Raw genomic sequence first — 20,734 nt, forward strand, 5'->3', positions numbered from 1 at the left:
AATTATACTTCTGTTTCCAATTTTGAGAATAAATTTTCCAATCTTAGAAATCCTTCATTTAGAATATTTTTATCTCGGCCATAAGTAAGTCTTATTCCGTTTACATGACCGAATACTTCCGCAGGCATTACAAGCATTTTTTGTTCGTCTAATAATCTTTGGCAAAATTCAGCAGAGCTAATGGTTGTGTTTAGCTTTAACCATGCAAAAGGGGTATTATCAGGTTCAACTAGGCTTATAAATTTATGATTTTTATTAACAAAATTTTTTAAAAGTGGGTAAGCATCTGAAATTATCTTATTATATCTATTAATATGTATTTCACGGTTTTTCAAAGCCTCGATTGCGATTTTCTCACATAATAGTGAGTTACATACGCTAGTGTATCTTTTGTAGTTAACAATTTCGTCAATAATTTCATTTGGTCCAGCTATCCATCCTGTTCTTAATGCAGGCATACCAAATATTTTTGATAAGCTACTTACAGAAAATGAATTTTCATAGTAAGTTCGGATAGAGTCTTTGAAATCAATTATATATTCTTCATCATTTACTATGTAAATATTATTTTTTTTTGCAAGATTAATAATAGAACTTAATTCATCTAATGTGATTTTACTTCCAATAGGATTTGAAGGAGAATTTAAAATAATTAACTTAGTATCTTTATTAATTATTTTTTTTAATTCATCTAAAGGAAATTTATCTCCAGGAATCCAATTCAATAATGAAACTTTTGCTCCTATGCTTTTTGGTACCTCCCATGATTGTTGCCAACCAGGAGTAACTGTTATGACATGATCATTAGGTGTTAGCAGAGTTCTGTATAATAGATAAAGAGCTTCTTGACCACCATGAGTGACAGCAATATTTTGTACAGTTGTATTGTTATAGTTTTGCGATAGGAGCTCTCTCAATTCTAAGTTACCTTGATCTATACTGTAATCAAGTATCCAATTATTATTTATATTAATATCATTTACAGTTTGAAATTGAATGCCACTCTCAGCTAAATCAAAATCATATTTACCATGAGCTGTTTTAAAGAGCCATTCTTGGATCGTATAAGTTTCCATTTTAGTTTTCCTAATCAAATTTTATTTAAAGTTATAACTAGTACATCTCTATATCCATCATGTGGTATGAGATGTGTAATTGGTGTTGTGTAATGCTCAACATTTGAATCATTGAGAATTAGGTAATGATACGGTTGAAGTATATTTTTATAGATAATTTCACTTGATTTTGGTTTTCTTAACAAAGTTGTTCCACCAGCAATGTTATATTGGGCGACAGCTATTATTATTACAAAATCATAGCCATCTTGATGAAAGCCTTCAGGTGCTGGACATCCAATATTATTTTCATCAACAGTAATTCTGATTTGATGACAACCAATACTATAATCTTGGTTAAGTAGATTTAGGTTTAAGTTTAGGATAAGGTTTTCAATATCTTGGCGAATTTCAGGTTTTATTAGTGGAAATAATCTTTGAATATCACCTTGATAAGAATTTATTTTACTAGACTGAAAAAAATCAGATTTTTCAATCCAAGTGATTTGATTATTGTCGATAATTCCTTGTAGAAATGCTCTATATCTATAATTGTCATTATTCTTCATATAAGCATCTTTTTTTAATGAATAATAACTTTTTTTAATTTTTTCAGTTACTAATTTTTCATTAAAATTAGATTCTTTAAAGAAAGTCATTGCTAAAATTGATTCTTTTGTAGAGTTTAACATTTCTAGTTACTTTAAATTTTGTGGAAATTTAGTTTAATTATTTGTTAATATAGATAATAAAGGAAATTATTTTTAATTTCCTTTATTTTAAAACTATGCTGTTTCTTTTAAATTTTTAGAGTGATTTATATAGTGTTGTGAATATGCATTTAATAGGGATTGTATAGATGACGATGCGATATCTGTATCTATTGAAACCCCCCATTGTTTATCACCATTTTGATTTATACAACATATATAACTTATAGAACGACTATTGCTATTTTTACCTAGCGTGTGTTCAGTATATTCAGCTATTTTTATGTCACTTTTCCATTTTTTGTTAAGTGCACTTATTGTTGCTGATAATAAACCATTACCAGTTCCTATTAAGTTAAAAATTTCATTTTTAATATTAATTGATATGTTTATTTCAAAATCTTTATCTTTTTTATTAGATTCAAAGTTAATCAACTTAAAGTCATTTTTTTCATTAGAAAAGCTATATTTATTTATAAAGAGTTCCCAAATTTCTGAATGCGATAATTCTTTTTTATTAGTATCAGTAACTTTTTGAACTACTTTACTAAATGCAATTTGTAAGTTATTAGGTAAATTGATTCCATGGTTTTGTTGAAGAATCCAAGCCGCACCACTTTTACCAGATTGGCTATTAACTCTAATTACAGCTTCATAACTGCAGCCTAGGTCTGCAGGATCGATTGGTAAATAAGGAACTTCCCAAAAAGTGTGGTTTTGATGTTCTCTGGCTTTAAACCCTTTTTTGATAGCATCTTGATGGCTGCCTGAAAAGGCTGTGTATACTAATTCCCCTACATATGGATGTCTTGGGTGAATTGGTAATTCATTACATTCTTTGACTATTTCAGCAACATTATTTATATCTGAAAAATCAAGATTTGGGCTTATTCCTTGTGTATACATATTCAAAGCAATATTAACTAAATCGACATTTCCAGTTCGTTCTCCATTTCCGAACAAACATCCTTCAACTCTGTCTGCGCCTGCCATTAATGCAAGTTCTGCTGTTGCAACACCAGTTCCTCTATCATTGTGTGGATGGATACTGATACAAACAGTTTCACGTTTAGAAAAGTTTTTACAAAAAAATTCTATTTGGTCTGCAAAAATATTGGGTGTACTTACTTCAACTGTAGTTGGAAGGTTTATGATCATTGGATTTTTTTCTGATGGTTCCCAAATATTTGTTACAGCCTCACAAATCTCTAATGCAAAATCAATTTCTGTAAAACAGAATGTTTCTGGCGAATATTGGAATGTCCATTTTGTTTTAGGATATTTTAAACAAAGTGATTTAATAAGTTTAGTTGATTCTACTGCTAAACTTATTACTTCTTCTTTTGATTTTTGAAAAACAATACGTCGAAAAACTTCTGCTGTAGCATTATATACATGAACAATGGCTTGTTTAGCACCATCTAATGCCTCGAAAGTCTTCTCTATTAGATCAGCCCTTGCTTGAGTCATTACTTGTATTGTTACATCATCTGGAATTTTATCATTTTCGATTAAAAATCTTACGAAATTAAAATCCGTATCTGAAGCAGCAGGAAAGGCCACTTCAATTTCTTTAAAGCCACAAGCAACTAACATCTCAAAAAATTTAAGTTTTCGATTATGATCCATAGGATTCGCTAAAGCTTGATTCCCATCCCTTAAATCTGTTGAACACCAAATTGGTGCCTGGATAATTTTGTTACTTGGCCATGTTCTTTCTTTAAAATCAAAAAACTCGAAAGGCTTATACTTATCTTTAGGATTATTTAACATCATGACTAACTTTACTCAGGATATAAGTTATCAATCATGATGTTTGTTTTTTACTTGGCTTTCTTTAGATGAACAGACAAAAAGTGTAGATAAAAAGACATTTATATGGCTTTTCTTTTTAAATATTCTGTCGGGCTAACCCCCATTTCTCTTTTAAACATATAGGAAAAGGAACTTGGACTTTCATACCCTAACTCCAATGCAATATTTAAAATAGGCTTTTTTAATTCTAGCTCTGTTAATGCTTGCAACAACTTAGCTTGCTTATACCAAGTACTAAAAGTCATATTGGTTTCTTTTAAAAATAATCTGGAAACTTTTTTGGAGCTTATATGAAAATTTCTAGAAATTTCATCTAAATCAGTTCCTTTAGAAAAGTCACTTTTTAAAAAAAACACAATTTCTTTCAATAATACGGACTTTGGCTCTGGTAATTGAAATGGTAATTCTTCAAGAATTCTTAACTCATCTAATATTAATTCAAGTAGCCTTTCATTACGGGTATGAGGGATGATCTCATTTTTTATATTGACAGCTTCATTTATTAATTCTGATAATAGGTTGGGAATCGCGACTACAGCACATTCTGTTATAAAATCAGCGCGAGCATAAGGTTGTACAAAAATTCCTCTTGCTTTTACTTGACCATGTATACTTATAGCATGCACTTTATTTTCAGGTATCCAAATACCTTTTGAGGGAGGAATAACCCAAATTCCTTCAGCAGTTTTAACATGAATAACTCCGCTAAGTGTATGTAATAGTTGAATTCGATCATGCTGATGAAAATCTTCGAAATATCCATGATCATAATCTTTTGCATAAGCAAAAATAGGATATTTCAATTGGCCATGAGTGTAATCCACAAATTCTATACCTTCAAAGCAAATGTGTTTAAATTATAAAGTGATCAAATCATTTCATTTTGTGTTTTGTGTAACATCAAATAAATAGTAAAAATGCTGTTTAAAATACTGTATATTTTCTTATGTATAGCCTGACCTTAGTATAGTAAAGTAATGATGTGATTCTGTAGAAATATGTAACTACCTGTATAAATTTTACCTTTATTATGTTTTGAGTTTAAGTTGCAATTTAATGATAAACTAATTTTTTGTTCATTTACATTTATATCTATTACTTTTACTACATCAAAACCAAAATATTGTTTTACTTCAGGGAAAATAGCTTTAAAAAGACTTTCTTTAGCAGAAAAAAATAATGCAAAAGATTGAATTTTATTTAATTTATTCTTTTTTGCTAAAGCCTCTTCATCCACATCCATAATGGTTCTAATTAAATCAAAAGTTATATTATTTTTAAGCAATTCTATATCAATCCCAATTCTCTTCAAATTGTTGTTTAAGCTCACTGCACAAATAACAGTTTGTTCAGTATGGCTAATAGAGCCTTTAATATTTTCGGGCCAAATAGGCATTCTATTTGGCCCAATATCTACTTTTACATCATTAAATCCTAATGTATTTATAGTATGTTTTGCTAATAATCTACCGGCTAGAAATTCAGCTTTACGTGTGATTACTGCATTTGAAATTTTTTGATATAAATCGAGTCCTAATTGTTCAATAGCCAATGTGTCCGAATATAAATTTAAATCAAATTCACATATGAAACATTTGATAGGTAATTGGCAAAAGGCTAAATGATGTAAATTTTTAATGAATGAGATATTGTCAGTATTTTCACAATAAATTTTCTCTAACTTATATAGCATATATATCATTAATCCAAATTAATGTATTGATTATTAAAATAATTTTATTGGTGCGGAACTTGAAATGTATTACCAGTCTGAACAATTTCAACAAATGATTATCTCAATTAAGTATATATATAAAGATGGAGTTGTAGAACCTTTACATCATCATCAGGTACATCAGTTTTTACATCTTATAAGAGGTGTCCTAAGAGTTTATGCACAAAATAGATGTTGGGTAATTGTACCATCCAGAGGTTTATTAATCCCTGCAGGTATTCAACATAGTTTAATGGCGGTTGGGAATGTTGATCTAAGGGCCTTATATATACAACCTCAAGACGAATTTTTTTTTGAAGATCATATTGGTATTTTTCAAGTTAGTCCTTTATTTAGTGAGTTAATTAGTACTGCTACAGAATTTAAAGACCTCATGATTAACAAGGGGACTAGGGAGGATCGCATTAGTCAACTTATTTTAGATGAATTATGCTTAATGAAGTCTGTAGATTTTAATGTTCTAATGCCCATCTCGAACGAATTAAAAGCTTTTTGTGAAAAAGTTGCTAATCATTATGCTCGTCCATGGGAAATTGCTGATGTTGCCTTTTCTTTAGGTGTTTCTGAAAAGACAATTTCTCGCAAGTTTCGCAATGAAACAGGAATGGGTTTTGGAGAATGGCTGAGGTGCTTTAGATTGCTAAAAAGTATGGAGCTCATGGCTAGTGGGTATTCTGTTACTGATGCCGCTTTAGCGGTTGGTTATGAAAGTCAAAGCTCTTTTAGTATGACATTTAGAAAACGTATTGGGCTTTCTCCAAAATTTTTTGTTAGTTATAGCTAATAAATTTTTAATTAGTTTATAAAAGAGAATAGCTGTTAAATCAATTCTCATTAACATTTATTTTGTGATATTTTATTTACTTTTATTAAATTTACTCCGAAACTGAATAATTGCGATACCGCCTACAGTAATGAATGCACCAATCCAATTACTAATCGAAACGTGTTCTCCTAAAATCACGATACTTCCAAGCATTGCAAAAAAAGGCATCAATAAACTGTATGGTGAAATCTTATCAACACTAAATTTTGTTAATAATTTATACCAAAGAATGAATGCAACTACGCCACCCAATACTGCAGTATAGAGAAGTGCGCCCCATGCTTCTAATGATGCATTTTGCACTGATGCTAACTGCCCTTGTTCAGTCATAAATGAAATTGCAAGTAGTGAAGGGAATGCAATCAATGATACGCCGGCATTTAATCCTATTGGGTCGAATGGACCTAACTTACGTACAAAGATATTCCCAACAGCGAACATAAATGCAGATGCTGCAATCAAGAATAGACCACCAATACTAGAATTTTCTTGAGGCAAGCCGATGATGAGGGCAACACCAATCAAACTAACAGTCATACCTATAAGCCCTTGTTTGCTCATTCTCTCATTAAGGACGATTGCACCAAGCATAAGCGTAAATATAGCATTTGTTTGATAAACAATCATGCCAGCTGTAACACTGACAAACTTAAAGCCTATATAGAGTAAAACAAAATGTGCAACGCCTTGTGCTAAACCAATTGGCAGAGCTTTCTTAAAATTACCTTTTAAGCGATTGAGGAACGGTATGAGCAAAATGAACATTATCAAGAAGCGTAACGAGACCATAAAGATAGGTGGAAACTCACCTATCCCAAATTTCAACATTACTGCTTGAATGCCCCAAATAAAGGGGACACCTAAGGCAGCTAGATACCAGAAGGTACTCATCGGTTATCCTTTATTAATTGGTAGAGTTTTCATACTCGATGCATATGTTTTTGATGTTCTCAAGTGCATCTTCTGCAAAATCGGTTAAAAATTTTTCTAGCTCTTCCTGTAGTCCGAGCTTTGGCTCTCCGGCCATTTCCCATACAACTTTACTTTCATTACTCGAGATTACTTCAACTCTCAAAAACTCCCACAAGTTTCGAATGTTTAATGATGTATTGATGATGTTGAAATGCATTTTCATTTCTTTTTCATCACGATATGAGAGCTGATCCACGACAAAATCACCAGAATCAAACGATTTAACACGTACTTGGCCAATACCTTCTCCAATCATCTGACATTTACCAAGGCCATCAGTGAAGCGGTCAAAAGCAGAAAAATTACCGACCACAGCCCAAACTTCTGCAGCAGGGGCCATAATTGTACGTTCCATATGCAAAGTTTTTGTAAATGGAACTGAAGGGTAAAAATAACGCTGCGAATTGTTGTTTTCCATTGTTCACTCCAAAAAGTGGGCTATTAAACCCACTTGTTAGTAAAGGTGTTAAGCCGCTTTTTGTTTTTCGACAATTTGTTTGGCATTGTTGAGTGCACCAGCGGCAAACCCAGCCAAGAATGCTTCAAAATCAGCCTGTGGAGTTTCTTTATTCCATGGTGCTGCAGCAATATCCCAAATGGCTTGACTGGTATTTTCATCAATTTGAACCACGCGCATTGATGACCATAGGTTGCCGATATCCATGCTTGTATAGATTAAGGTCCAGTCCATAAGCATTTTTTCGTCATCACGGTTGTTCAGCTGCTCAAGTACAACATTCCCATCAGCAAAAAACTTATGGCGAACTGAGCGAACTCCATCGCCTGACATTTCAATGCGATTTAATCCATCAACAAATTTATCAAAGCCTGTGAAGTCACCTACAATTTTCCAAACATCTTTAGGAGCAGCTTTTATAGTCACGGCCGTACTAACTGTTTTTGTTGTAGGAAGTTGGATTAATGTTCCGCGTTGTTCTGAATAACTCATGTAATTCTCCATAGAATTGTGTTGTTGTGAAACTTGGGTTTTTTTATCTTCAGGTATTTCAATAAAGCCACTTGAAATGAGGTAGCCTAGATTCGCATCTAGTAACTGGTGATTTTTTTCTGGGTAATCCATTCCCGAAAGTCTTAAGCGGTTTTGTGTTTTTTCGAATTCGATTTTTGAAATGTCGCCAATATCTTCGTTTGTCTCATCCAAATAGAACGACACAACTTGGTATAACGCATTTGATTCATCAAGATTCAGTAACATCTCGCGCCAGTCTTTATCATTAATGAATTCAATAGATACACCGTGATGATTCAATCTTCCGACATATTCTTTCCATGTAAGGGGCATCGGATTATGGAAGTGCAATACTGGTGTGTGTTTTGTATGGTCTAAAGAAGATTCAACTAACCCTTTGGCAATAAAATCAACAGGGCATAGGTCAAATTGAAGATCCCAATCAGGGGCGATGCCTAGCTGGGCAGAACCTTTTAGTAATAACAAAATTCGGTTTTGATCGGGGAAGCAATGGCCTGTATTTGAGTGGCCTGTAATATTCCCTGGGCGAATAAGCGTAACAGGCAGCCCACGTTGATAGGCTTGCCAAACCAATTGTTCTGAAGCCCACTTCGTTAAGTTGTATCCGTTGTTAACGAAAGCTGGCAATTCATCAGCAGGGCCATCTTCAACAATGTATCCATCTTCAGTTAAATTACTTGCGGCACTCAGTGTTGAAATAAATACCAACTGTTTTTGCTGATCGGTTGAAGCAAGTTTGATTAAATCAACTGTCGATCTAACGTTGGAGTTATACAAATAGTCGTAGTCATAGATATGATTAACTTGAGCGCCGTTGTGGTAAATCACATCAATGTTCTTCGCAAGCAACTCGTAATCACTTTCGCTTAAGCCCAAATTGGGCTCGGCAAGATCTCCGCAAACCGTCTTGATTCGTGGATTGCCTTTTAGGTCATTTACACCATATTTTTGGAAGTTATCTTTAAGCTTTTGCAAAGCTGCTTCAGGTGATGATGCTCGAACATGACAATAAATAGTCGCTTCAGTAAGCTGAATTAATTGCTCAAGGATGTGCATACCTAAAAATCCGGTTGCACCTGTTAAAAGAACCGAACGTGGATTAAATGCATGAGTGTTTTCAATCTCTAAAGGTTGAATCTCTTGATCAAGAACAATATCTGAATAAATACGATCCGAAATCTGTGCGCCTTTCGTCAATTCATTCGAAGTAAGTAACTTACTCAAAGCTTCGATCGTTGGGTTTTCCATGAATCGCGCTAATGTAAAACTGCCTTTAAAGCTTTTTTTAACAGTTAGGAGCATTTTGGAAACGAGTAAAGAATGCCCACCCAAATCAAAAAATGAAGATTTAAGAGTAACTTCTGTCAAATCTAGATCTAAGGCTGTGGCCCAAATATGGCGCAATTCAGTTTGAAGATCAGTCCATTCCTCTTCAACTTCAACTGTAAAGCTTGTTTTAATCTCAGCTAAGGCCTTCCGATCAATTTTGCCATTAATAGTGAAGGGGAATTCTTTAACTTCGACTATGACCGAAGGCAACATATAATTTGGAAGAATGTTGACTAATTTGTCTCGTAGTTCCTCTGTAGTGACACCATTAGACGGGTCTTTAACAAAGGCTTTAATTTGTTTTTTACTGTCTGCGATAACAACACATCCAGCATAAAAACCTGTTGTTAAGATAGCATTTTCAATTTCACCAATTTCTACGCGAAATCCGCGTATTTTCAATTGATTGTCCTGACGTCCAACGAAATTCAACTCACCATTATCATCCCAATAGCAAATGTCACCAGTCCGGTACATTGTTTTAAATAAACTAAACCCTTTTAATTTTACAAAGCGCTCTTGTGTTTGGAATTCATCATTTACATAACCAGGACCAACACCTTTACCAGCAATATACAACTCGCCATGCTCAAGAGTTTGGCATGCTTTCCCATGCTCATTAATCAAATAAATTTGAGTATTCTCAATGGGCTTACCAATTATTTTATTATTGCTGTTTAAACTGAATTTTTTGAATGTTGCCAGTACAGTGCATTCTGTAGGACCATAAATATTAATCAGGTTGGTATGTTGGGACCAATAATTAATAGCAGTGTTATCGCAAACATCACCACCAGTAATAATGTATTTCATTGATGGCCATTCATATTGAGGTAATGCAGAAAGCATAGCTGGAGGTATAAAACAGTGAGATACACTTTCTTTGCGAATTAGCTCGTTTAGTTGATCGAAATCATGGCGCTGTTCATTTGATGGAACAATCAGCTTTGCGCCAGCAATAAGCGTTGGAAAGATATCTAATAAGGATGCATCAAATGAAACTGTTGTAAATTGAAGGCATCTAGATGTTGGACTAACTTGAGCTTCGTTAACGTACCAATTACAGAAGTGTGCAATATTATTGTGAGTTAACTTTACCCCTTTAGGCATTCCGGTAGAACCTGATGTAAAAATCATGACAGCATTTGTGTCAGATAGTTCAGGCGTTTCTATTGCTAGAATATTGCTTGACTGAATTTCAAGAATATCTACACAAACCGTTTTTACAGCTGTTTCAAATTGCAATGAACCAATAAGTAAATCAGGTAATGCACCGGATAGAATATTGTGAATACGTTCTTCTGGGTATTCTGGATCAATGGGTACATAGCAAGCATTTAGCTTAAGTGTTGCCAGGATCGCAGCATAAAGTTCAATTGATTTTGGCAATGCAAGTGCAATGATTGGTTGCTGAAGTTTTGCTTCAAGTTGAGCTTTAATATTCGTTGCATATTGCGTTACTTTTACTTCCAATTCAGCATAAGTAATCGCTTGATTACTGTACTTAATGGCTGTATTCGCTGGGTACAACGCTGCTGTCTGCTCAAAAGCTTTATACAGATTCTTGGTATACAAACGATCTGATGTGCTCTCATTTGAATGATGCCAATAACTCAATGCACCTAGATCAATTTCGTCCATGGTGGCCAATTCAAAGCCTGAAGAGAATGGTTTATCAATGATTTCATTTGATAAATGAACAAGCGTATCCGAGACAACACCCTCTAAAGCGACTAGCAACTTTTGGTAAACATCAGCACCATTCAAATAATCATGATTAGGAATTTTTGAACTGGCTATCAAGACAGTATTTTTCTCAGAAAATTGTAAAGCAGAAACGGTATATGCCTTTTCATCCTCTGAATAAGTGATACTTAGAAAAATTGAATCAGCTGCGTCAGAGCCCGCATACTTTGGATCATAACGTTTAAGTTGATAGTCAAATTTGGTCGGACTTGTTGCAATATTATCGAGAACTACATCATGACCTAATTCATAAATGTGTGACTCAATTTCACTCGAAAAAGGGCAGCTTTGATCTAATTTTATAGTTAGTAATTTCATTTGTTATACCACCTTAAAAATATTGTCCCAGAAGATTTCGAGTAGGAGCGTGATCAGCGATGCGTGATGAAACAAGGAATCTTCGAATGTTCACGATCATTGGGTGCTGGCCTGTGATTGGATAGCCATCTACCGTACTTTCAATGAGCTTCTTTTTTACAATTGGTGGAAGTGACAATTCATTAATTAGTGCTGTATCGAATTCTTTCTGAATGTCATTTGTTAAGTACTCTTCAAGAAAAGTAGGAATTACTGAACCAATAGCTAAACGTGATTCTTCACTAATAGATGACCAATAAATTTTGCAGATTTCAGTCCAAAACTTTGCATGACGTCCTTCGTCAGCTAAGTGATCAGACATAATGCCTTTAATGGATCGTTTGATCGTTGCATCCCTTGAGAATGCAGCAACATCATTCGTTACTGTGTTTTCGGAAATGGCTACAGCGATCAGCTCCATACCCGATTTATGAAAAGTATCATCAAGGAGTGCAATTGCTCGTGGGATAGCTCGGCTCAACTCAATTTCATTGAATTCTCTGAATGGATCTATTCCAGTTTGCTGTTGTAATTGATTCTGAAAATCCATTGCTACAAATGCATGATAATCTTCATCTATCACTACAGACATCGCATCATGTTTAACCGAAAACGGAAAATCGAAAGGGAAGCGGCCCTTAGCAATATCTGAAGCTGTTTTATTAACAATTTCAGTTTCAAAAATAATGATGTCTTTTATGTATTTATAAAGGCTTTGAAGCAAGATCGTATCTTGAACATTTTTTCCTAATTTTTCAATAATTGGATCAAAGCAAAGGGGCTGGCGTTCTTTTGGGTAGTAACAAAGCTCATCATCTTCAATGATACGTCTTGGACGAGTACGGATAGTAGCTTTCTGTTCCCAAGAGTTGGCGTGGGTCTGATAGTTCATTATTGTATTTTCTCTATTAAATTATAGTCTTCAAATTAGTAGTAATGAATTTCAAGTAAAATGCAGCCATTTTCACTGCTAAAGGGACCGTGATTTGTTCCTGCAGGTCTTAAAAAATATTCACCTGCAGTATATTTTTTTTTCATTTCAAACGTATCTTTGTCTAAAAGAACTTGGTCACCAGATACAAGATAAACTTCTTCATGATAATCATGAATAAACACCGTTTTTGTTGTTGCACCAGACTTGAATCGCACAAAACGTGTTCTCAAACCAGTCTTATTTTCGGTATTTAAAGTATCTTTTATAACTATCTGTTCGATTCCTATGTCAAAACTAGGTGACGCATCCCAGTTTTGATTTGGAATTTTTAAATTGTTTTCCATAAATTAATAATTCCTTTAAGAGGTCAATTTACTTTAGATCTTGTAAGAAAATTAACTTCTTCTTAAGAGACAAAGTTATTTCCCAAATGGTCAAATTCATCACTTTTAGTGATTTTTAATCTTTTTATGGCTGTAACTTAGTGGATTACTAATTCAGGTAATAGACTAGGTGGTTTTAATGATTTGATGTCTTACTCGAAATTTTTACCCAAACTATGGAATTGAATTCGAGTGATAGAATCATTGAAGGTTGGAGAAGTTGAAGGGCTCTTAATGTGGAATTATTAAGTGAAAAGCAATGAGAAGTGAATCCGTACGTGATAAAGATAGTTCTAGTAGGACGTATTTTTTACTTGAAGGAATTTTTTTTAATTTCTTAACATATGCGTGTAAAAGATAAGCATTGATCAGATTCTATAAACATGAATATAGATATGGTTGATAATAATGATAAGTAATATTAGGAGAACTCTAACAATGCTAGTGGCGCCGAACATATCGTTCTTTTTAGTAGAAAAGGAAATTAGAAATATCAAATTTAAGGGCACTAGTATATTTGGTTAGATATTGACAAAAGTCTATGTAAATCAATTCATCCTAAAAATTTTTACTAGAAATAACATGGTATTTGTGCAACATAAAGTAACTTATTTATTAAAATTTCTAAGGTCAGTTATGACTTTATTCATATCTAAATTTAAAGCCTCACAATACTGAATAAATTCGAAAATATCTAACTTTCTATCTCCTGTTTCGACTTTTCCTACAAATGAGTGAATCACCCCTAAGCGTTCTGCTAGAGCACGTTGAGAGAGTCCAAGTTCCTTCCGCTGTTTAACAAAATATTGGCGTAACCAAATGTATTCAGGAGAATGAATAGATGAAGTAAATGTTTTCATTGCACCTATAATAGGTGCGTGTTAATATGCACCTGTTTTAGGTGCAATGGTGTTTTCTTTTGGCTAGCCAAAAAAAATTAAAAGCTAAAAAATTTCAAGAGAATATTGATGAGATAAATCAAGAAGATTGGGAATTTGTTGAAAAGTTTTATCAGGAATTTCCAGCATTAAGAGCTCAATTTGATTTTTTTACAGATAGTTTATTTAAAGATTCCAATTTTAGAGAAACTTTAAAAACTATAAAAGAACTCATTTTAATCGTAGATCATATAAATAATGGTAATTAAAATTTAACGTGAGTTAATATTATGATTTTTATTAAAATATCTAAATTCTTTATGCAATTAATTATTATTTTAGCATCTATTCAGTTAGTTATAGCATCCCCATTTAAACTAGTTGATAAAAACGCTCGCTGCTATTTAATCATCAAAAATATTCCAAATCAGCCTGAAAAATGTGAACTTCAATTTACTAATTTAAATGATGATATAACCTCTGCCACTGTTATATATAAAAGGCAAATTTTTAGAATGTCCAGCCAAAGAATCTGTGACGGAGAAGCAATTGATACATGCTATGTAGAAAATGAACTTTTAGAGTTTGGCCGATCTGGAAAAACGGATCAAACTGAGTATTTAAAATTAAAAGAGGCAGTTGGACACACCTATTTCAGAAATGAATTGCAGAAGAAAACATTAATAAAAGAATTATTCAAACCCATTCATGACAAATGGGCTACATGTATGAAAAGCAAAACTCATGATATTTGTATTCAAAGCAAATATTCCATTGAAAAATTACCTTTACTTAGAAATGAGTTTTAAGAACCCTAAAATTAATCAGGTCTAAAACACTATGAATATTTATAAAATTTCAATATTTTTACCTATTTCAGTTTTTTGTGTAGCATGTGAATCCATGCCTCAGAATATGCAAGCATTAGGTACAAATATCAATAAAGGAATTAAAAGTATTAATGAAGTACTTTCCACACCTAGTAGCAATACTACAGCAACAGCTGTACAAACAAACTCGTCACAAAAAGTTGGTATGTTGACTAATGCTCAATGTCAAAATGCTCAAGGGAAAACCAAAGCTCAAGTTGAAAGTATGGCAAAAGAAAAATTTACGGATGCTCGAGCTTATTCACTTACATCGTTTGCTGTGACTTATAACTTCGAAATAAGTGATAAAGCTAGTCGTTATGGGATGGATTCTCGCTCAAGAGCTATTTGCTCGCTTACATTTGAAGGTAATCAGCCATCTTCCAGAGTTTTACATTGGAGTGTGGTTGGATAATGAGAAGAAACCATTTGGATAGAATTCAAATGGTCTCGAATGAGCCTTCTCCTTACTTAAAATGTGCTCCGTGCCCAGCCAAAATAAGTTTGTATACATCTTTTTGCAGATAAACTTTTAAATTTTTAAATGCACCGTGATCAAAAGTAATCGAATAGATTAATCCTTGTTTTTCTAAATTCGTTATAAAAGAGTGGTGGACCCCCATAATTTTACATGCTTCTGCACCCATAAAAAATTTACGTTTAAATTTTTTAATTTCATCAATTTCTGATTTTTTGATTAATTTCCAATAAATCAAATCTTTGATTTTCGTATAACCTGTATTTACCCAATATGTGTTAAACCAATTTGGCGAACATTTGATCTCAATTAATGCGTTACTTAAACCTATGTATTCATCATCATTGAGTCCTTCCAGTAAAGTACGTACAGATTCTAAACTTACTAGTGTTCTAGACTTATTGTACATGTCTTTCTTTAAAACACCTTTTTTTAGCAGATTGTTAACTTTCTGATGGTGAATTTTCAGCATATTTCCTGCTTCTTGAAGTGAAATATAATCTTTATTAGGCGATAAGGTTTTATCAATATTTTGATAATTTAGGGGTTTGGCTCCAGTTTTAGTAGGGTACTTATTGATCTCATTTATTGTACTAGTTGTTAGTTCACGGACAGAATCTCGTAAATATATATTGTTGCGTTCTTGATCAATATGAGGTCCACTAATGGGTTTAATTCCAATACTTGCCAATTTTTCTGATAAGTTAGTTACATTTACCCTAAGTTCTTTTGCTAACGTACCAACAAGTACATATTTTTTAATAAATTGATCTAACTCTTCGGTGCATACGACAGTATACGATTGATTATTTAAGGTTTTGTGTATACTTTGCTTCAAAAATGGGGTTTTTAGGAGATGTCTGATATTTTCAGGATGCACCTGTAAACGCGCTGCAACATCATTAATTTTCAATAAATGTTGCTGATTAAGTATATCACGTTGAATTTTAATGCATTCTAATTCTGGCTCAAGTTTTAGCTGAACTATTAGTAATTCGATTTGATCATTTCTGAGGCTTTCTATTATTTTGTTATCTAGATGTTCAATATGATAACTATAAATCAATCCAGCTTTTAACCAGCCATAAATTGTTGAAGTATTTAAATTATATCTGATGGCTGTTTCATCAATAGATAAAAATTCATATGAAAATTTTTCGGGGAGTTTATCTAAATTAAGACTTTCTCGATAAATACTTCTAGAAAATGCATTTAAGAGATCGTTTTGTCCTCTGAATACCCGGCTCTGCTCGTATGGATTTCCTTTACTTAAATTAAGATTAATTTGCTTCGCAACTTCTTCTATACATGAATGCCGATCATTAAGATATAAATATGACATTTCAACAGCTTTGCTAATTGCTACACCTTCTTGGTGCAACATATTCAAATCAATATAAGCAGAAAAAAATGAATAAAAATTATCGACTTCATATTGTTCCGCAGTTTCTATAAAGTGATTTAACCAATCAATATATTTGGATTCGGATACTCGAAAAACTGGTGTATGCCTAAGATCAAATGAGCAATTGGGGCAAATGCATAAATTTTTCCGGTTAAAGTCTAAAGTCTTTTTACAAGAGCAACAGAGTGTGTAGATGTAAGTATAATGTATATGGCATACGTAATAGGGGATTAATAACCATTTTTTCCGCCAATAAACTTTTTCACTAAGGCATAAAGGACAGTACTTAAAAACATCTTTATTGAATATATCATCAGGCCAAAATTTTTTACTTTCTAGACGTCTTGCAGACCTATGTGTAGAGTTTTTTCGAGGATAGCAGAGTGATTCCAGGTGGGGATCTAACCCAAATATTGACAGAAAATTTTTAAATTTGTGTCTTTGATTAATTATTGAAATCAGCGATTCTACGTAAGGAACCTTTATTTTTGCTCGACATAGTGCTAGTGGGCTCTCGTAATGATTTAACTCTGTTAAGCGTATGATGAAACTGCCAGCCGATTCATCATCATAAGTCATTGGGATGACCGGTAATGGTTGTAAATGATCCATTTAATTTTCTCTCCTGATTTTTGAAGCAAGTTCAGCAAGCGACAAATTAAATGGGTTTCTGTTGCTCAAAGTTGTAAATGAAGTGATCCCTGTATTCCAAGCTTCCTCAAAATGTTGTGAATTGACAATAAACTGGTCATTTTCAAGAGCAAATCTGATACTTTCTTTTACTAATTTCATAACATATGAATGATTACCTTGGGTTGCAACATATATTTGCAATTTCAGCAGAGGATCGTTCAGTTTAAGTTGAAATGAGACTCCAGTTTTTTGATTGATTTGTTCGTCTAAAGTTTTTAAAAATGAACCTAAATTATCATTTTGATTTATTTTTCCCATCCAAAGTGGGCTGATTTTATATATCACTGGAAACCTTCTCGCTAACTGAGTATCAATTTGAAGTAATGAAAGAAAGTCAGGTAATCCAACAAGGCAAAAACAAATACCTGTTTGGTCTACAAGCGTTTTAATCCAGTTACAAACAGTCGTATTAATTTTTTTTGAAGTTTTTAGCATATCGAAAAGATGATGAAATTCATCGAGAAAGATCAGTTTTGTTTCGCTTGTTTTGAGATGTTGACATAGACGAATTGTCATTTGCGCAGTAGTACCAGAGAATGGATTCGGATCATTTAGTGCAGCTAACATAATTCCTGCAATAGATTTCACTGTCACTGGTGACGGAACAGCAATATAAAATACAGGAATAACCTGTTTTATATAGTCTTTTTCAATTTTTGTTGAAGGAGGGAACTTATTCATGATTGCTTTACAAATAGTTGTTTTACCTAAACCACCTTCTGCTAAAAGTAAGCAACCGTAGGATTCTTCAAACTGAAACGTTTGTTCCATACATCTCAAAATTCCTTCGTAGCAATAATTGAAATCATTTGTTGTGATTTTGATGGTCTTGAGTTGGCTAATAATGTTAATAATTTCAGATTGATTCATGTTAAAACTCCATCACATTGAGAATAACGTCAATCTCGGGGTCTTCGTTAGATGGATGAATGAATTCATTATTTTGATGTGATTGCTTTTTACCGTGAGTTTCAGGCGAAGGCACTGAATTTATTAAACAATCCATAGGTGGAGTATTTCCATCATCAATTAATTGTTTAAGCTTTTTAGGTATGTCGAGCTTAATTTGTTTTAGACGTTTCTTCTTATTGTCTTGGATATCACTCTGAATTTTTTTATGTAATTCAAATAAAGCATATAAGTTGGCATATTTTCCTAAACGATTAATATCCTGTTGTTTGATCGTATCTCGTATTTTACGAGCTTCACGATGTGCATAAAGTGTTAATCCTTTTGTATATTCTGGTTCTGTTGAGTCTGCTTTAATCATTTCTTTACTAATGGGGTGCTCTACATAAACATGACTTAAATCCAATTCATCGACGAATACTTTAACTTTTGTTGAAGCTGTGATTTCAATAGTGGCTAAACTATGCGCATAGTAAAATAAATACATATATTGAATTTGACCACCATTTAGACTCTTCATGTGTGGTCTACGGCATAAAATATCTACTTCGTCCTGACCAACACACATGGGCGGTGCAAGAAGAGCAGCATCATTCCATGCACATATGGGAGCTCGATCAGTGGTAGAGTGAATAGATTGGTGGTAAACGCTAGTAATCCAATAGCTTACATATTCATTCAGTTGTTCAATCGTAATTGAAGCTTTACGAACTGAATCATAATCTCCACGTTTTTCAGGGGATGAAAAAGTTGTACCTGAAATTTTTTGTATGATTCCTTCAGTAATTGTCCTGAAAAATCGCTCGATATGTGCTTTATCATCCCCAGTTCTATTTTGTGCGGGTTGAATCGTGATTTTGAAATGTTCGCAAAGGCTAGCTAAACTATTGTTTTTGAATTCAACGCCATTGTCTGGAATAATCAGCGTTGGGATACCCCCAGGCATATTTTTATTTGGATTTGATAGAATTTTTTTCAAAGTAGCTAGCGTAGTTGCACTACATGCTGGCATCATGCTGATATGAAAGCCAATGATAGCTCTTGAAAATACATCAATTCCACAGCATAAGAATGGTCGACCGAGCACAGTACCATCTTCTGCGGTGATAATGATATCTAAATAGTGAGTATCAAATTCCACAATTTGTAATATGAAATAAGTTGGTACTTTTACTCCAGCACTTTTTAAAAGTTTATTTGCATATCTGCTTCCGCGTTTTGCTTTAATTATTAGATATGGATCAATGTCTTTGAGACGACGTTGAATTGTCCTTGACGATGGAGGCGTATCTAATATACCAAGTTCAAGCATTAATCCCACGACATAAGCCTCGACGTCTTTGCAATTAGTTTTTAATTCAGAATCGAGGTATATCTCCTTAATCGCTTTGAGTATTAACTGTTCTACAGTTGGAGAAAACCTTAACGTTTCATTGCCTTTTTTAATATTTCTTATTCTTAACCAGTCTGAGGTATTTTCTAAATATTTGCTGATCCAACGCATAACTGTTCTTGAGGATGGTGGATTTTGATCATCTATTTCTTGTTTTACATCGTGAATGATCTTGGATACTGCTGATGATGAAAATGGATGAACAAGGGTGATGGCTCTCATAACATAAAGTTGCTTACGACGTACATCTCCAGTTACTTTAGGATCTAGCAGAATTTTATTCGGCACATATGTAAATGTGATATTTTTATTTTGGTAATATTGAATAAATTGATCGAGAGTCATCATCATAATTTTTCCACCACGTACTGCCGAAAAGCGGATATTTCCATTGCTGACATTGGTGATTTCAAACTCAGACCCGTGAAAAGTAAATCTGAAACCTATCTCTGGAATTAAAAGTGGAGAATTCATACGTCATCTCCGAATTTAGTGTTGTCGAAAGAAATGAGCGAATGAAACTCAATATATTCATAAAGATTTAAGTCTAAATTATGTAAATTAAACAATTTTTTGATTGATTCTTTGTCGATTCTTGGATGTTGGTTTTGGAAGTGATCTTGAAGTATTGATAATGCTAAGTTTATTTCAAAAGCCGTCCATTTTTTGTAATGGCCTCTTTGATATTGATAGAGCAGATTGTTCACTTCAGATTGCGAATATAAATTATTTAAATCGATGACCTTAAATTCAATTTCTAGATTGTCTAATATACGCTCAAGTCTTTTAAAACGATCTAATTGTTTAGATTTTACAAATTGTTGGTATGGCTTTACTTCATGTACATGGAGCGAGTGATCTAATTTTTTGATTAAAAAATCTGGATAGATAAATTCATTAAAACTTAATTGTATTTTTAATGCTTGGGTCCGATAGACTTCAATATTTGGATCTTTTTCTAGAGCAACTGCATATGCAAGCTCTAGTCTACTTTCGAGCGGAATCATTCCACCATTTTTATAACTAGGAAAAAGCGATGTTCGTTTGCCCACACTGCCTTGAGATACTACCCTTCGGCCGTGTAATGTATTTGCAAGATTGGGTGCAGCATTAAATGCATCTTCGATTTGCTGCTGAATACTTTTTTGTGAATTGAAAGAGTTAACTTTCATAGGAGTATCTCCTTGAAATTATTAAGTTTCTAAATATTTAAAATTTAGATACAAAAAGTCTTTCCACTTCGAATAAATTCAAAG

General features: G+C 33.1%; 19 protein-coding genes. 4 read left to right on the forward strand and 15 right to left on the reverse strand.

Translation table 11 applies throughout. The features are described 5' to 3' along the window. Positions 1 to 2 precede the first annotated feature (2 nt). The 5 genes from AC5YDM_RS02650 to AC5YDM_RS02670 all read right to left on the reverse strand — a co-directional run bounded on the left by AC5YDM_RS02650 (position 3) and on the right by AC5YDM_RS02670 (position 5,132). Positions 3 to 1,076, reverse strand: coding sequence for an aminotransferase class I/II-fold pyridoxal phosphate-dependent enzyme (locus AC5YDM_RS02650; protein WP_496150600.1), 1,074 nt, complete (start codon positions 1,074 to 1,076; stop codon positions 3 to 5). A gap of 14 nt (positions 1,077 to 1,090) precedes the next feature. Continuing rightward, complete coding sequence (locus AC5YDM_RS02655) at positions 1,091 to 1,747, reverse strand: 2OG-Fe dioxygenase family protein (protein WP_496150601.1); 657 nt, start codon at positions 1,745 to 1,747, stop codon at positions 1,091 to 1,093. 93 nt (positions 1,748 to 1,840) lie between these two features. Continuing rightward, complete coding sequence (gene leuA, locus AC5YDM_RS02660; RefSeq protein WP_496150602.1) at positions 1,841 to 3,538, reverse strand: 2-isopropylmalate synthase; 1,698 nt, start codon at positions 3,536 to 3,538, stop codon at positions 1,841 to 1,843. 101 nt (positions 3,539 to 3,639) lie between these two features. Then, positions 3,640 to 4,404, reverse strand: coding sequence for an AraC family transcriptional regulator (locus tag AC5YDM_RS02665; protein ID WP_496150603.1), 765 nt, complete (start codon positions 4,402 to 4,404; stop codon positions 3,640 to 3,642). A 137-nt stretch (positions 4,405 to 4,541) separates the two neighbouring features. Continuing rightward, positions 4,542 to 5,132 carry a 4'-phosphopantetheinyl transferase family protein gene (locus AC5YDM_RS02670; RefSeq protein ID WP_496150604.1) on the reverse strand — a complete coding sequence of 197 codons (591 nt, stop codon included), beginning with the start codon at positions 5,130 to 5,132 and terminating at the stop codon, positions 4,542 to 4,544. Positions 5,133 to 5,337: 205 nt separating this feature from the next. On the opposite strand from AC5YDM_RS02670, the gene AC5YDM_RS02675 reads away from it, so the two are divergent. Continuing rightward, entirely contained in the window at positions 5,338 to 6,099 is a 762-nt protein-coding gene (locus tag AC5YDM_RS02675; protein ID WP_496150605.1) for an AraC family transcriptional regulator, read from the forward strand. Positions 6,100 to 6,171: 72 nt separating this feature from the next. Here AC5YDM_RS02675 and AC5YDM_RS02680 read toward each other — a convergent pair whose 3' ends face one another. The 6 genes from AC5YDM_RS02680 to AC5YDM_RS02705 form a co-directional block, all read right to left on the reverse strand. After that, positions 6,172 to 7,032: a DMT family transporter gene (locus AC5YDM_RS02680; RefSeq protein ID WP_496150606.1), complete on the reverse strand. Its 861-nt coding sequence runs from the start codon at positions 7,030 to 7,032 to the stop codon at positions 6,172 to 6,174. Between the two features lie 13 nt (positions 7,033 to 7,045). Then, complete coding sequence (locus AC5YDM_RS02685; RefSeq protein ID WP_496150607.1) at positions 7,046 to 7,531, reverse strand: SRPBCC family protein; 486 nt, start codon at positions 7,529 to 7,531, stop codon at positions 7,046 to 7,048. A 48-nt stretch (positions 7,532 to 7,579) separates the two neighbouring features. Beyond that, positions 7,580 to 11,497, reverse strand: coding sequence for an amino acid adenylation domain-containing protein (locus AC5YDM_RS02690; protein ID WP_496150608.1), 3,918 nt, complete (start codon positions 11,495 to 11,497; stop codon positions 7,580 to 7,582). Positions 11,498 to 11,510: 13 nt separating this feature from the next. Then, positions 11,511 to 12,428 carry a diiron oxygenase gene (locus tag AC5YDM_RS02695; RefSeq protein ID WP_496150609.1) on the reverse strand — a complete coding sequence of 306 codons (918 nt, stop codon included), beginning with the start codon at positions 12,426 to 12,428 and terminating at the stop codon, positions 11,511 to 11,513. A gap of 35 nt (positions 12,429 to 12,463) precedes the next feature. Further along, complete coding sequence (locus tag AC5YDM_RS02700; protein WP_496150610.1) at positions 12,464 to 12,814, reverse strand: cupin domain-containing protein; 351 nt, start codon at positions 12,812 to 12,814, stop codon at positions 12,464 to 12,466. A 647-nt stretch (positions 12,815 to 13,461) separates the two neighbouring features. Beyond that, complete coding sequence (locus AC5YDM_RS02705; protein WP_496150611.1) at positions 13,462 to 13,713, reverse strand: helix-turn-helix domain-containing protein; 252 nt, start codon at positions 13,711 to 13,713, stop codon at positions 13,462 to 13,464. 59 nt (positions 13,714 to 13,772) lie between these two features. Between AC5YDM_RS02705 and AC5YDM_RS02710 the strand changes: the two genes are divergently transcribed. The 3 genes from AC5YDM_RS02710 (at position 13,773) to AC5YDM_RS02720 (ending at position 15,015) form a co-directional block, all read left to right on the forward strand. Then, positions 13,773 to 14,000: a hypothetical protein gene (locus AC5YDM_RS02710; protein WP_496150612.1), complete on the forward strand. Its 228-nt coding sequence runs from the start codon at positions 13,773 to 13,775 to the stop codon at positions 13,998 to 14,000. Between the two features lie 21 nt (positions 14,001 to 14,021). Further along, positions 14,022 to 14,540, forward strand: coding sequence for a hypothetical protein (locus AC5YDM_RS02715; protein ID WP_496150613.1), 519 nt, complete (start codon positions 14,022 to 14,024; stop codon positions 14,538 to 14,540). A gap of 94 nt (positions 14,541 to 14,634) precedes the next feature. Continuing rightward, positions 14,635 to 15,015: a hypothetical protein gene (locus tag AC5YDM_RS02720; RefSeq protein WP_496150614.1), complete on the forward strand. Its 381-nt coding sequence runs from the start codon at positions 14,635 to 14,637 to the stop codon at positions 15,013 to 15,015. Positions 15,016 to 15,067: 52 nt separating this feature from the next. Here AC5YDM_RS02720 and AC5YDM_RS02725 read toward each other — a convergent pair whose 3' ends face one another. Genes AC5YDM_RS02725 through AC5YDM_RS02740 form a run of 4 tightly spaced genes read right to left on the reverse strand, consistent with a single transcriptional unit; the run spans position 15,068 to position 20,650 of the window. Continuing rightward, positions 15,068 to 17,095 (reverse strand): TniQ family protein, encoded by a 2,028-nt coding sequence (locus AC5YDM_RS02725; RefSeq protein ID WP_496150615.1) that lies wholly within the window; start codon positions 17,093 to 17,095, stop codon positions 15,068 to 15,070. Continuing rightward, a complete protein-coding gene (locus tag AC5YDM_RS02730) occupies positions 17,096 to 18,046 on the reverse strand; it encodes a TniB family NTP-binding protein (RefSeq protein WP_496150616.1) in 951 nt (316 codons plus the stop codon). A gap of 1 nt (position 18,047) precedes the next feature. Next, the gene (locus AC5YDM_RS02735) at positions 18,048 to 19,952 is read right to left on the reverse strand and encodes a TnsB C-terminal domain-containing protein (protein ID WP_496150617.1); all 1,905 of its coding nucleotides are present in this window, start codon (positions 19,950 to 19,952) and stop codon (positions 18,048 to 18,050) included. Beyond that, the gene (locus tag AC5YDM_RS02740) at positions 19,949 to 20,650 is read right to left on the reverse strand and encodes a TnsA endonuclease N-terminal domain-containing protein (RefSeq protein WP_496150618.1); all 702 of its coding nucleotides are present in this window, start codon (positions 20,648 to 20,650) and stop codon (positions 19,949 to 19,951) included. The genes AC5YDM_RS02735 and AC5YDM_RS02740 overlap by 4 nt, the downstream gene beginning before the upstream one ends. Between the last annotated feature and the right edge of the window lie 84 nt (positions 20,651 to 20,734).

This window comes from Acinetobacter sp. CY81 (assembly GCF_059515925.1).